Source organism: Candidatus Methylomirabilota bacterium (assembly GCA_035260325.1).
GTDB lineage: Bacteria > Methylomirabilota > Methylomirabilia > Rokubacteriales > CSP1-6 > AR19.
This window is the reverse complement of sequence record DATFVL010000198.1, coordinates 1-12,945: the sequence shown is the minus strand read 5'-3', so window position 1 is coordinate 12,945 and position 12,945 is coordinate 1. Positions and strand designations below refer to the sequence as shown.

Annotated in this window: 13 protein-coding genes; 5 read left to right on the top strand and 8 right to left on the bottom strand. The window is 70.3% G+C overall.

Annotated elements, in window-relative coordinates; translation table 11 throughout:
* Positions 1 to 29 precede the first annotated feature (29 nt).
* Complete coding sequence (locus tag VKG64_13090) at positions 30 to 1,331, bottom strand: pitrilysin family protein (protein HKB25976.1); 1,302 nt, start codon at positions 1,329 to 1,331, stop codon at positions 30 to 32.
* 2 nt (positions 1,332 to 1,333) lie between these two features.
* The gene (locus VKG64_13085) at positions 1,334 to 2,533 is read right to left on the bottom strand and encodes a pitrilysin family protein (GenBank protein ID HKB25975.1); all 1,200 of its coding nucleotides are present in this window, start codon (positions 2,531 to 2,533) and stop codon (positions 1,334 to 1,336) included.
* Positions 2,534 to 2,990: 457 nt separating this feature from the next.
* Between VKG64_13085 and VKG64_13080 the strand changes: the two genes are divergently transcribed.
* The 3 genes from VKG64_13080 (at position 2,991) to VKG64_13070 (ending at position 5,038) form a co-directional block, all read left to right on the top strand.
* Positions 2,991 to 3,461, top strand: coding sequence for a hypothetical protein (locus VKG64_13080; protein HKB25974.1), 471 nt, complete (start codon positions 2,991 to 2,993; stop codon positions 3,459 to 3,461).
* A gap of 77 nt (positions 3,462 to 3,538) precedes the next feature.
* The gene (locus VKG64_13075; protein ID HKB25973.1) at positions 3,539 to 4,888 is read left to right on the top strand and encodes a trypsin-like peptidase domain-containing protein; all 1,350 of its coding nucleotides are present in this window, start codon (positions 3,539 to 3,541) and stop codon (positions 4,886 to 4,888) included.
* Positions 4,889 to 4,912: 24 nt separating this feature from the next.
* Positions 4,913 to 5,038 carry a rhodanese-like domain-containing protein gene (locus tag VKG64_13070; protein ID HKB25972.1) on the top strand — a complete coding sequence of 42 codons (126 nt, stop codon included), beginning with the start codon at positions 4,913 to 4,915 and terminating at the stop codon, positions 5,036 to 5,038.
* Here the strand turns inward: VKG64_13070 and VKG64_13065 are convergent.
* Genes VKG64_13065 through VKG64_13055 form a run of 3 tightly spaced genes read right to left on the bottom strand, consistent with a single transcriptional unit; the run spans position 5,035 to position 6,498 of the window.
* Positions 5,035 to 5,727, bottom strand: a complete 693-nt coding sequence (locus tag VKG64_13065) for a lyase family protein (protein HKB25971.1) — start codon at positions 5,725 to 5,727, stop codon at positions 5,035 to 5,037. The genes VKG64_13070 and VKG64_13065 overlap by 4 nt on opposite strands.
* A complete protein-coding gene (locus tag VKG64_13060; GenBank protein HKB25970.1) occupies positions 5,718 to 6,167 on the bottom strand; it encodes a lyase family protein in 450 nt (149 codons plus the stop codon). The genes VKG64_13065 and VKG64_13060 overlap by 10 nt, the downstream gene beginning before the upstream one ends.
* Positions 6,160 to 6,498 (bottom strand): histidine triad nucleotide-binding protein, encoded by a 339-nt coding sequence (locus tag VKG64_13055; GenBank protein ID HKB25969.1) that lies wholly within the window; start codon positions 6,496 to 6,498, stop codon positions 6,160 to 6,162. Before VKG64_13055 ends, VKG64_13060 begins: the two co-directional genes overlap by 8 nt.
* Positions 6,499 to 6,566: 68 nt before the next feature.
* Here VKG64_13055 and VKG64_13050 point away from each other — a divergent pair, with 68 nt between their 5' ends.
* On the top strand, positions 6,567 to 6,689 hold the full coding sequence (locus tag VKG64_13050; protein HKB25968.1) for a hypothetical protein: 123 nt from the start codon (positions 6,567 to 6,569) through the stop codon (positions 6,687 to 6,689).
* A 1-nt stretch (position 6,690) separates the two neighbouring features.
* On the opposite strand, the gene VKG64_13045 is transcribed toward VKG64_13050, so the two are convergent.
* Together VKG64_13045 and VKG64_13040 are read right to left on the bottom strand one after the other, a co-directional pair.
* Positions 6,691 to 8,124 (bottom strand): dihydroorotase family protein, encoded by a 1,434-nt coding sequence (locus tag VKG64_13045; GenBank protein HKB25967.1) that lies wholly within the window; start codon positions 8,122 to 8,124, stop codon positions 6,691 to 6,693.
* A gap of 13 nt (positions 8,125 to 8,137) precedes the next feature.
* Entirely contained in the window at positions 8,138 to 9,613 is a 1,476-nt protein-coding gene (locus VKG64_13040) for an amidase (GenBank protein ID HKB25966.1), read from the bottom strand.
* Between the two features lie 205 nt (positions 9,614 to 9,818).
* Between VKG64_13040 and VKG64_13035 the strand changes: the two genes are divergently transcribed.
* Positions 9,819 to 10,382, top strand: a complete 564-nt coding sequence (locus tag VKG64_13035) for an ATP-binding cassette domain-containing protein (GenBank protein ID HKB25965.1) — start codon at positions 9,819 to 9,821, stop codon at positions 10,380 to 10,382.
* Between the two features lie 7 nt (positions 10,383 to 10,389).
* Here VKG64_13035 and VKG64_13030 read toward each other — a convergent pair.
* Positions 10,390 to 12,945: GAF domain-containing protein (locus VKG64_13030; GenBank protein HKB25964.1), on the bottom strand; the 2,556-nt coding region annotated here is incomplete at its 5' end.

Genomic DNA, 12,945 nt, shown 5'->3' with positions numbered 1-12,945 from the left:
GCTCGGCACGTCGTCCTTGAGCGGCAGCATCAGCGCTCCGGGGGTGTCAGGACGACGATGGTCGGCCGGACGAGGTAGCGGCCCGCGACCGCCGCCAGGTCCGCCGCGGTCACCGCCTCGACCGCCTTCGCGTATCGCTCGGGGAAGTCCCATCCCGCGCCGGTCGCCTCGAAGAACGCGAGGTACCACGCCTGGCGCGCGTTCGTCCGCCGATCGAGCGCGAGGCGCCCGAGCAGGTACGCCTTCGCCCGCGCGAGCTCTTCCGGGGTCACGGGCGCGGTGCGGATCCGTTCGATCTCCTGGAGGACCGCCGCCTCGGCCGCCGCGGCGTTCGGGCGCGCGGTTCCCAGGTAGGCGACGAAGAACGCGGCCCCCGTCCGGTACGGCGTGAGGACTCCGAGCGAGTACGCGAGCCCGCGCTTGTCCCGGATCTCGACGAAGAGCCGCCCGGACATGCCGCCCCCGAGCACCGTGGCGAGCACGCGGACCGCGGGATAGTCCGGGTCTCGGAGGCCCGGGCCGAGATAGCCGACCAGGACCTGCGCTTGCTGCGCGGGCCGCTCGAGGACGCGTCGCCCGCCCGCCGCGGCCGGCACGGGCGGCGGCTCGACCGTCGGGGCACCCGAGCGCGGAAGCCCGCCGAACAGGCGCTCGGCGACCTTGACGACGCGCTCGCGCGGCACCAGGCCGCTCACGGCGAGGACCACGCGCTCGGGCCGGAAGGCCTCGCGGTAGTGCGCGAGGAGCGCCTCGCGCTGGAGCCGCTCCACGCTCGCCCGGATGCCGAGGCTGGGCCAGCCGTACGGGTGGCCCGCGTACAGGTCGCGCAGCAGGGTGTCGAAGCTCAAAGGGAACGGCGTGTCCGCGCGCGTCTGGAGCTGGCTCAGCAGGAGGCGGCGTTCACGCTCGATCTCCTCCGGCGGGAAGGCCGGCTCCCGCACCACCTCGGCGACGAGGTCGAGCAGCGCTTCCCAGTTCCGCGAGAGCGCCTGAGCGCGGAGCTCGGCGGCCTCGACCTCGCCCGACGCCTCGAGGCTGCCCCCGAGCCCTTCGGCGGCCTCGGCGAGCTGGACCGCCGAGCGCTTCCGCGTCCCGCGGATCATGGTCCGGAGCAGGAAGTTCGTGATACCCGCCTGCTCCGCGGTCTCGAACCGCGAGCCCGCGCGCACCTGGAGCGAGACGGCGACGACGGGGGCGGCGGAATTCTCGCGCACCAGGACCGTCAGCCCGTCCTCGAGGACGTGCCGCGACACCGACGGCGCCGCCGTGGCGGCGGGTGCCACCACCAGCACGAGCGCCGAGAGCGCGCACGCGGCGAGCACCGGCGGCATGTTCATTTCCCCGGTGGGACGAAGGCCAGACGGCCGTAGCGCTCGGGATCGAGGTAGCGGCGCGCTGCCGCGCGGATCTGCTCGGGCGTCACCGAGCGGAGCCGATCCACGTACGCGAGCTCTTCGTCGAGGCTCCAGGTCGTCTCGGCCCGACCGTAGGCCCGCGCCCGCCCCTCGGCGGTCTCGACGGAAAACGCGTGGCTCGCCTCGGCCGCGGTGATGGCGCGCCGGAGCTCCTCGGGTGACACTCCCCTCTCCCGCAGCCGCCGGATCTCGCCGAGGACTTCCGCTTCGGCGCGCGCCAGGTTGGCCGGGTCGAGCTGGGCCGTCACCGAGATGACTCCTGCGGCCGCGAGCGCGGTGTAGCGCGCGTCGATCGAGCTCACGAGGGCCAGCCGCTCGCGGAGCGACTGCGTGAGCCGAGACGAGCCCGACTCGCCGACGATGGAGACCAGCAGGTCCACGGCGGGCGTGTCGGCGTGATCGAGCTTGGGGCCGATCCAGCCGAGGCCGAGGTAGGCCTGCGCGCCCGGGCGCTCGACGTCGAGGCGCTTCGCGCGGAGCGCCGCGGGCGCCGGAAGGGGCAGGCGCTGGAACCCGCTCCGCGGCAGCCGGCCGAACGTCCGCTGGGCGACCGCGACGACGTCCCCAGTCTTCACCGGGCCGACGACGACCAGCACGAACGCCTCGGGCACGTAATGGTGGCGGTAGAAGGCCATGAGCGTGTCGCGCGTCAGACCGCGCACGAGCTCGGGCGTGCCGATCGTCGGGCGGCCATAGGGGTGGCCCTCGAACAGCACCTCGTAGAGCCGGCGGAACATGAACTGCCGCGGGTTGTCCTCTCCGAGCCGCATCTCCTCCAGCACGACACGCTTCTCGAGCTCGAGCGCGGTCGGATCGAGCGTCGAGTTCACGCTGATGTCGGCGAGCAGCTCGACGCCCGCCGCGGCACGCGACGCGGGGAGCACGGTGTGGTAGTAGGTGAAGTCGAGCGACGTGCCCGCGTTGATCCCGCCGCCCACACCCTCCACCTCGCGCTCGATGAAGCCCGGGACTCGCAGCGTGGTGCCCTTGAACAGCATGTGCTCGAGGTAGTGAGCGAGCCCGAGCTCCGCGGGCGCCTCGTCGCGGCCGCCCGCGCCGACCCACAACTGGAGGGCGACCACTTCGCTCGATTCGAACTCCTGGACCAGGACGCGCACACCGTTGGTCAGAACCCTGAGGGTCGGCGGTGAGGTCGGGGCTGTCGCCTGAGCCGTCGGCTTCCCCGGGCTCGTGATGCTGCACGCGCTCGTCACCATGAGAAGGAGAAGCAACACAGGCGCGTGTCGCGCCAGAGAGCGCATAAGCGCCAGCGAGCGTACCACAGGGGTGATCGCATGACGGGCAGAATGCCAGACCGACCGCGGGTCTGGCCTCGGGCACATCGCCGCCGCCTCAAGGGGCTTGGCGTATCTAACCTGCTGATATCAGTACCGTTCCGAATCGACGATGCGTTGGCAGTGGCCTTGCTCAGTCTAAGCCTCGAGACTTCCCAGACTCAGGTTCGACCGAATACTGCGCGGCGAAAGGGGGGTCGGAGGAAGAGAGGACCCAGAAGGGATCTGGCGGCGGTCAGGTAGCAGAGCACTTCAACAAACCGGACGGAACGGGGGAACGATGAAGAGATTTCTGGCAGTGATCATGAGTGTCGCGATGTTCGGCGTGCTGGCGCCGGTAGCGGAGGCGCAGCAGGCGTCCTGCCCCGGAGAGGTCGCTCAGGCGAAGGACCTGCTCAAGAAGGTCGCCAAGACCGACAATGTGCAGGCTCCGCGCACGCTGGCCGGCGCCCGCGGCCAGGACACCCAGGCGCCGCGGCAACAGGATGTCCAGGCCCCGCGCACTCTCGCGGGCGCGCGCGGTCAAGACACCCAGGCTCCGCGTGGCCAGGACGTTCAGGCCCCGCGCGGCAAACAGGACACCCAGGCTCCGCGTGGTCAGGACGTTCAGGCGCCGCGCGGTCAGGACACCCAGGCGCCGCGTGGCGTAGAGGCCTCGAAGCTGGTCCGCGAGGCCGAGGCCGCGTGCAAGGCCGGCAACATGACGGAGGCGAAGGCGAAGGCCGAAGCCGCCATCAAGATCCTGAAGTAAGAGCCGCAACACTCGTGATCACCAAGGCTCCAGGGGGCAACCCCTGGAGCCTTCGCTTTGTCGCTATAATCCCGTCGATGCGTCGCGCGCTCGCGATCCTCTTCCTTGCGCTGCTGGCACCCGGTCCGGGCCTCGCGGCCGAGCCGTCGCTGCAGGAGGCGCTGCTCCGCGCCAAGCCGGCGGTCGCCCTGGTCATCGCGGAGGTCGCGGGCGAGGTCAGCGTGAGCTGTGGCGTCGGCGGGGAAAAGCGCGTCTCGCCCCAGCCGCTTCGCGAGACGGGCACGGGCTGGTTCATCGCGCCGAGCGGCTGGATGCTCACGAACGCTCACGTCGTGTCGTCCGCCCACAAGCCGCGCCGGACGTCCGAGGAGCAGCTCGCGCGGCGGGCCGCGCGCGAGGCGTGCGGCGAGCTCGACCCGCAGGCGCTCGCATCGGTCGCCGCGCGGGCGAAGGTCAAGCTCGAGCCGTCGATCTACGTCATCCTCTCCAACGGCATCCGCCTCCCCGCGGTCGTCGTCAAGTACAGCCCGCCCGTGGCCGGCGAGGACATGTCGGGCCGCGACCTGGCGCTCCTCAAGCTCGAGGCGGCCGACATGCCCACGCTCGCGCTGGCCGACATCTCGAACGCGCAGATCGGTGACAAGATCCACATCCTGGGCTTCCCGGGCGTCGTGCTGAGCCACGAGCTCCTGAACGCGTCGGCGAAGATGGAAGCCTCGGTGACGAACGGCGCGATCTCCGGCTTCAAGCAGGACCGCGCCAACCAGCCCGTGATCCAGACCGACGCGCCCGCCGCATGGGGCAACAGCGGCGGTCCCGCGGTGACGTCCGGGGGCGGCGTCCTCGGCGTGGTGACGTTCGTCACGACGGGCGAGGGCGACGAGGGCGGCATCGTCCAGGGCTTCAACTTCGTGATCCCGTCCACCGCCGTCCGCGACTTCCTCAAGGGCACCGAGGTCCCGCTGGACGAGACGAGCCGCTTCAACGCCGCGTGGCACGCGGGGCTCCGCGACTTCTTCGCGGGGAACTACGCGCGCGCCGAGCGGCACTTCGCCGAGGCGAACCGTCTCCTGCCCGAGCTCCCCGACGTGCGACGGATGACCGCCGAGGCCAAGAACCCGCCGCCGCAGCCGTTCCCGTGGGCGACCGTCGCCGTCACGGTCATCGTGCTGAGCGCCGGCGCCTACGGCGTCATGTTCGGGCTGCGCTGGCGCCGCAACCGCTTCCGGATCCGGCCGTCGGAGGTCGTGCGGCTCCTCGAGAGCGCCGCGGAGCGGCCGACGATCCTCGACGTGCGCGACGAGGGCGCCTACGCGAAGAGCCCCGTGAGGATTCCGGGATCGCGCCACGTCACGGCGACCCAGCTCCAGAGCGGGATCTCATTCGAGGTCGACCTCGGCCGGACGGTCGTCGCCTACTGCACCTGACCCGACGAGGCGACGAGCGCCCGTGTGGCGCACCTCCTGCGACAGCTCGGATTCAAGAACGTGAGGATCCTGAAGGGCGGGCTCGGCAGCTGGGCCAACGCCGGGTTCCCGCTCGAGTCGAAGCCCGCCGCGGCGGGTGCGTCCGCCTAGTCCGCGAGCTTCCGCGCTTCCCGCACCACCCGGTCCACGAACGCGCCGGCGAGGCCCGTGTAGGCGGTCGGGTCGAGCAGCCGGTCGAGCTCGTCCCCGTCGAGCGCGGCGGCCGCCCGCGGGTCGGCGAGCAGGAGGTCGCGGAAGCTCCCCTTGCCCTCGAACGCGGCCATCGCGGCGTCGTACACGAGGTCGTGCGCCGCGTTGCGGCTAAGCGATTCGCCGAGCCGGAGCATGACCGCCTCCGACAGGAGGAGCCCGCCGAGCCGGCCGAGGTTCTCGCGCATCCGCTCGACGTTGACGCGGAGGCCCCGCGTGACGACGAGCGACCAGTGGAGCGCCGCGGCGGCGAGACACGCCGCTTCGGGCACCAGCACCCACTCGGCCCGTCCGACGCTCATGTCGCGCTCGTGGGCCGCCACAGTCGTCTCGAGCGCCGTCGCCGCCGCGCCCCGCAGGAGGCGCCTGATCGCGACGATGCGCTCCGCGTGCGCGGGGTTGCGCTTGTGCGGCATCGTCGAGCTGCCCACCTTGCCGTGCGCGAAGGGCTCCTCGAGCTCCATGATCTCGGAGCGCTGGAGCTGGATGACCTCGTTCGCGATGCGCGCCAGCGTCCCGCCGAGGAGCGCCAGGAGCGTCACGAACTCGGTGATCGTGTCGCGCGAAGCGTGCCACGCGATCAACGGCACGCCGAGGCCCAGGCGCTCGAGCGCGCGCCGAGCGTCCGCGTGAGCGTCACCAGATCGCGCCGGAGGATCGCGTGCGTGGCCTTCAGCTGAAGCACCATGCCCGTGTCGATCATATCCTGGGTCGTGGCGCCCCAGTGCACCCAGCGGCCGGCGTCGCCGGCGACCCGCGCGAGGTCGCGCACGACGGGGACGATCGGGTGGGCCGTGACCGCGAGGTCGCGCTTAATCGCGGGGAGGTCGAGCTTCTCCACGCGCGCGGCGCGCGCGATCGCGTCGGCGTCCTCCCGCGGGATCAGGTGCAGGTCCGCCTGGGCGCCGGCGAGCGCGGCCTCGACGTCGAGCCAGAGCTGGAGCATCGTCCGCTCGTCGAACACCGCGCGGATCTCCGGCGTCGAGAACTGGTCGCCGAAGAGCTGGTAGTCGATGAAGTGGCTAGCCACCGCTCGAACGGCCGCCCGCGAGGAAATGGACGTGGACGTGATCGACCACCTGCCCGCCCTCCGGCCCGCAGTTCACGCGCAGGCGGTAGCCTCGCTCGCCGAAGCCCTTCGCCTCGCCGAGGCTCTTCGCCGCGAGCAGGCAGCGGCCGAGCGCCTCGGCGTCCGCGCTCTCCATCGCCATCACCGACGTGATGTGGCGCTTCGGGACGATCAGGACGTGCACCGGGGCCTTCGGGTAGATGTCCTTGAAGGCGAGCACCGCGTCGTCCTCGTACTCGATGTCCGCGGGCTGCTGGCGCGCGATGATGCGGCAAAAGACGCAGTCGGTCACCGGCTCCCTCCTCGGAGGCCTTGCTATAATAGCCGAGCGCCGAATCGGAATCCCAAAGGAGCCCCTCGATGGGCACGTGCCCCAAGTGCAAGCGCACGATCCGGAAGAACGGTAATCACGTGAAGCTCGGCTCGACGTGGTACCACAAGGTCTGTCCGGCCCGTTCCGCCGCCGCCAAGAAGAAAGCCTAGCTCAGCCGGCCGGCCGCGGGAGGTATCGGCCCGCCGGCCGGCCCCGCACCTTGCCGTTCTCGAACACGACCTCGCCGTGGAGCACCGTGTGGGTGGGCCAGCCGCGCACCCGCAGGCCGGCGAACGGCGTGAAGTCCTGCGCCGACTGGAGCAGCGCGGGAGTCACGACCTGCTCGCGCTCAGGGTCGAGCACGACGAGGTCGGCGTCGGCGCCGACGGCGAGCGCGCCCTTCTTGGGGTAGAGGCCGAAGGCGCGCGCCGGGTTCGCGCTCGCGAGCTCGGCGATGCGCGCGAGCGACAGACCGCGCTTCAGTCCCTCGGAGACGAGGTACGGGTAGAGCAGCGCCGTGCCGCCGAACCCGGGCAGCGCCGCCCAGAGGTCGCGCTGCTTGTCCTCCTCGGCGCAGCACGCGTGGTCGCTCACGACCGTGTCGATCCGCCCGTCGAGCACCGCCCGCCAGAGCGCCTCGCGGTCGGCCTCCGTGCGGATCGGCGGGTTCACCTTGCCGAGGATCCCGTGCGCCGTCGCGTGCGTGAGGGCGAGATGGTGCACCGTCGTCTCGAGCCGGATGTCGAGGTGCGGGTATTCTCGGCGGCCCTGCGTCCCCGCCGCCACGGCCTCGGCGCTCGAGAGGTGGAGCAGGTTCACCGGGCAGCGCGTCGCGTCGGCCAGCACCATCGCCTCGGCGATCGAGAGCCGCTCGCTGAGGGGCGGCCGGGACCGGTGGTAGCCCTCGAGCCCGCCCGGCCCCGCGCGTTTCACCTCCTCGATGAAGACGCGGATCAGCTCGGCCTGCTCGCAGTGGAGCGAGAGCGACACGCGCCCGCGCGCGCCGTGCTTCGCGGAGGCCGCCGCCACCTCGGCCATGAGGCGATAGAGGTGGCCGAGGTCGTAGACGTCGGACATCGTGTAGTCCGTGCCGCGGGTCGAGTCCGACGTGAGGTTCAGTCCCTTGTAGAACATGTAGTACTTGAACGAGCCGACCCCTTGCTCCGCGACGAGCCAGTCCACCTCGTCGAGCTGCGCCGACGTCATGATGCCGATGTGGTAGCCGAAGTCCGCGTGCGCGTGGCCGGCGGTCGCCGCCACGACTTCGGGGAAGATCGTCCGGTACGGCCCGGTCTTGTTGAGATAGTGCTGGCCCGTCCGGAAGTAGCTCAGCACCGTCGTGACGCCGCCGACGAGCGCCGAGCGCGTCTCGCTTTCGGCGTCGTGGGCGAGATCGCGGTAGATGCCGATGTGGAAGTGCGAGTCCACCGCGCCCGGGAGCACGAGCTTGCCGCGCGCGTCCACGACGGCGCCCGCCTCCGCGGGGGCGATCGCGTCGGCGAGCGCGGCGACGCGGCCGTCGCGGACGCCCACGTCGCACCGGAGCGCACCGACGTACGGGACGACGACGGTGCCGCCGAGGACCGCGAGGTCGTAACGGGGCATGGCGGAAACTATGTCACGTGCCGCCGTCACCGGGCAGGCGTGGCCGCCGCTTGTGCCACTCGGTCGCCCGCTCGTAGGCGTGCGCCATCGCGAGCACGCGCGCTTCGTCGAAGCGCGCGCCGACGATCTGCAGCCCGATCGGCAGACCGGCCTTCGTGAACCCGCACGGGACGGAGATCGCCGGCAGGCCGAGGACGTTGAACGCGCTGGTGTCGCCCGGCTCGGGCGGAAACGGGCGCTCCGACTCGGCTCGCTTGATGCTTTCCTCGATCGTCCGCGGTTGAATCTTGACCGTCGGTGTCACGAGCAAGTCGACGCCCGTGAAGATCTTGGAGGCCTCCTGTCGCAGCTGGTCGATCTCCCGCCGCGCCAGAACGTAATCGACCGCGGGGAGCTTCGCCCACTGCTCGAGGCTGCGGCGGGTCGGCAGTTGGTAGAGGTGTGACGCCTTCGCGAACCAATCCGCGTGGTAGGCGGCCATCTCCTCCGCCACGACCTGCGGAGCGGTCATGAGGGGTGGAAGCTGGACGTCGCGGACGCTTGCCACGAGCCCACGCAGGACCTCGATCGCCCGCTGGACGGCCTCGGCGACCTCCGCGTCGAGCTTGTCGTAGAAGTGCGCGCGGGGCACTCCGAGGCGCAGGCCGGCCGTCGTCATCGTCGAGCCCGTCACGTAATCCGGCACCGGAACGTTGGCGCTCGCCAGGTCGGATGGGTCGTGGCCCGCGATCGCCTGGAGGAGCAGCGCCGTATCCTCGACGGTTCTCGCGATCGTCCCGACGTGATCGAGCGTCCAGGAGAGTGGAATGACGCCCTGAGCGCTGACCCGGCCATACGTCGGCTTGAGGCCGACCACCCCGCAGAACGCGGCGGGGATCCGAAGGGACCCCGTCGTATCGGTGCCGAGGGCGCCGAAACAGAGTCCGGCGGCGACCGCGGCACCCGAGCCCCCCGACGATCCGCCGGCGGATCGGTCCAGGGCCCACGGGTTGTGCACGGGACCGAAGTACGTGATCGTCGAATTGCCGCCCGCGGCGAATTCGTCCATGTTCAGCTTCCCCAGCAGCACCACACCCGCGGCCTTGAGCCTCCGCACGACCTCCGCGTCTGCAGACGGAACGCGATCGGCGAACAGGGCGCTGGCGGCGGTGGTCCGCACGCCGGCGGTGTCGAAGTTGTCCTTCAGCGCGATGGGGATGCCGTGAAGCACCCCACGCCACTTTCCGTTTCGCAGCTCGTCGTCGAGGGCACGCGCCTGAGCCAGCGCGGGCCCCGGCGTCACCGTGATGAACGCGTTCAGCGCGCCCTGATACCTGTCGATCCTGACGAGGCAGGCCCGGGTCAGGTCCACGGACGACACCCGTCCACGGCGCAGCGCCTCCGAGGCCTGGCGAAGCGTCAGATCGGTCGGGTCCTGGACGGCCGGAACCTGAGCGGGCAGTCGGCCGGCGAGCCCGACCGCGGCGAGGGTCGCGGCGGCGGTCGTCACGAATCGACGTCGAGAGACGAACCGATCGGGGGAAGAGGAACGCATCACGAGCCTCCCGCGACATCGCTATCGAGGTCCGCGCGCACGACCGCCCGGCCGTAGCGGGCCATGGCGGGAACTATATCAGGACGCGCCGCACGCATGGCTGCCGCGTCGCCCGCGGGCGTGCTATTTTCCCGGTCATGCCGACGACCCCGGATCTCGCGTGACGGCGCCCGCCCGGCTGCGGACCGAGCGCCTGACCAGGAGCTTCGGGAGCCTGCTGGCGGTCGACGCCGTGGACTTCGAGGTCCCGCCCGGCGAGCTCCGCGCGATCATCGGCCCGAACGGGGCCGGCAAGAGCACGTTCTTCAAGCTGATCTCGGACGAGCTCGCGCCGACCTACATGCTCTACTTCTTCCACACGTTGTTCAGCCACGGCAACCTCTTCAACGTCGGCGCGCAGCGGCAGAGCGGCTACGTGCGCGAGGAGGGCCTCGGCTGGCTGCGGCCCGAGAATCGCGACGACTTCCTGCGCGCGCTCCAGGGCTTCCGGCGCGTGACCATGGAGGATCTGAAGCGCAACGAGAGGCTCTGCTGGGGCGCGCCCGCCGACGTGCGCGACGCGCTGATCGGGCTCGCCGACGCCCTCGGCGCCGGCACGCTGCTCCTGCAGTTCAACCAGGGCGCCATGCCCCACGAGATGTTCGTGAACCCGATCCGGCGGTTCGCGGCGGAGGTCCTGCCGGCCGTGCGCCGGCACACCGTGACGAAGGTGGCGATCGGCTGACGCGGCGCTATGGCGCCTGCCCGACGCGGTGGACCACGCGGCGCACGTCGTCCACATGAAACGGCTTCATCAACACGGGGAGCCGAGTCCGCTCAAGAAACGCCGACGTGTCCGGGCTGAGCGAATCGCCCGTGATGAACACCAGCCGAGAAACCAACTCAGGACGACTTCGTTGCAATCTCCGATGGAGCTCCTGACCGTCCAGCACCGGCATTTTGACGTCGCACAAGATCACGTCGTAGGGCGCGGCGCTGAGCCTTTCGAGCGCGAGGGCGCCGTTGCTGGCCGTCTCGACGCGATGCCCATCCCTGGTGAGCGTGTCGGTCAGTAACGCCACAAGGGCGGGTTCATCGTCGACCACGAGAATGGTCTTACGCTCGGGAATCGACGACGGATCGACGGCGGCCGCTTCGCTCCTGTCACCGGGCGCTGCTCCGATCGGAATCTCAACCAGCATCGTCGTGCCGGTGCCAGAAGTCTCCCCGACGCGGATCGAACCCTCGTGCGCATCCACGATCGCGTGACACAACGAGAGCCCCAAGCCCGTCCCCTGCCCCACCGGCTTGGTGGTGAAGAACGGATCGAACACGCGTGATCGAATCTCTGGAGGGATGCCGGGTCCCGTATCGCTGACGGCGAGACACACCCGACCTCGCGGGCGATCAACGTGTGAGCGCACTGTCACGCCTCGCTGCCCCTGCGTCTGCGCCACCGCGTGGTGGGCGTTGGACAAGAGGTTGACCAGGACTTGCTTGAGCTGATGCGGATCGGCCCAGATCGGGGGCACATCCTCATCGAGGTCCAGCGTCATCTTGACGCCGTCCGTGCGGAAGGGGTACACAAAGAGATCGGCCGCCTCCCGCACGATCTTGGTGAGATCCACCCACTGGCGAGCCGGCGGTTCCTGCCGAGCCAAGGCCAGGAAGTTGCGGACGATATTGACGCAGCGATCGGTGGCCTCCACGATGCGTTGCAACTGCTGCGCGGTCGACGGCGACGCCACCGTTCGCTGGAGGAGCTGCGAGTACCCCACGATCACCGCCAAGGGGTTGTTCAGCTCATGGGCGACACCGGCCAGTAGGTGCGCCAGGCTCGCGAGCTTCTCGCTCTGACGGAGGGTCTCGTTCACGCGTGCGCGCTCGCTCAAGAGCCGATCCTTGTCGATCGCCAGCGACGCGTGGTCGGCTAACGCGGTGAGGAGCGAGATGTCGTCAGGCGTGAAGCGTCGGATGGTCCGCGTATACACCATCAGCGCGCCGATTTTGGTCTCCGCCGTCTGGAGCGGCACGGCCAGAAAGCCATGGAAGCCGAGCACCAGGGCATTGCGCTTATGCACCGGGTCGTACCGGGTGTCTTCGGCCAGGTCCGCGACGACCACGGGCTGGCCCGTGGCCACCGCACGCCCGGACAGGCTCTCACCGACGCGCAACCGGTGCCGGAATTGAATGGGCACGGCCGATTCGGTTTGCGCGCGAAGTACGATGTCGTCTCCCTCGACGAGACGCAAGGCCGCGGCGTCTGCGCCCAGGAGCCGGGCAGCCTCGAGCACGATCACGTTGAGGATCTGATCGGGTTCGTGGACGGCGGCCAGCCGCCGTGTCACGCCGTAGAGACTGTCCAAGCGTTGGCGCTCACGGACGACCTGCTCGAAGAGCCGGGCGTTCTCGAGCGCGATGGCCGCTTGGTCCGCAAAGACCTGCGCCAACCGGATTTCCTCCTGCTCGAACCTCCGCCCCGCCCGGTCTCCAATGCCGAGCGCCCCGATGATGCGATCGCGCACGATCAAGGGCACGGCGAGAACCGCGCGATACGAGGTCGCCTCGATGCGCGCCCGCACCTCTGGCGAGAGCACCACGCGAGGATCGCTGAGGAGGTTCGGGGTGATGATCGCCTGACGTTCGCGAACCGCGATACCGGCGACGCCCGTCCCCGAGGGAAAGACCAGGTTCCGACCGAACGTCGGCCCGACGTCGCCAGAGGACGCCAGCGCCACCAAGTCTCCGGACTCCGACTCCAGCCGATAGAGAGCTGAAGATTGGACGCTGAGCAGCGCGCGGACGCTGTCGGCGACCAGTTGAGCCACTTCCCCGACGTTGAGCGATTGCGAGATGAGCCGTCCGACGTCCGTCAGGCTCTCCGCCGCGCGACGGCCCCTCGCCGTCTCGTCGAAGAGTCGGGCGTTGTGGATGGCGATGGCCGCCTGGTCGGCCAGAAGGCGCATGAGCTTCTTTTCTTCGCGCGTGAACTGCCGCCGCTCACCGAAGAGGAGCGCGAGGACGCCGACCACATCTGCACCGATGAGGAGCGGTAGCCCGGCGAAGGCGTGACCACCGGTATCCTCGATGAATGGTCGGTTCAACAGGCGCGAGTCCTGCTGGATGTCTCGGAGGTATTCCGGCGCCCGTGAGTTGAGCACGCCCCAGACCACCCCATGCCCATACGGGATCGTGGAGAATTGGCTCACCATGTGCTCGACGTTCGGATCGGCGCCGGCGGTTGCCTGGGCTCGAAGGACTTGCCCGGCGGGGTCATTCACCCACACGCGGGCGATCTTCGCGCCCAG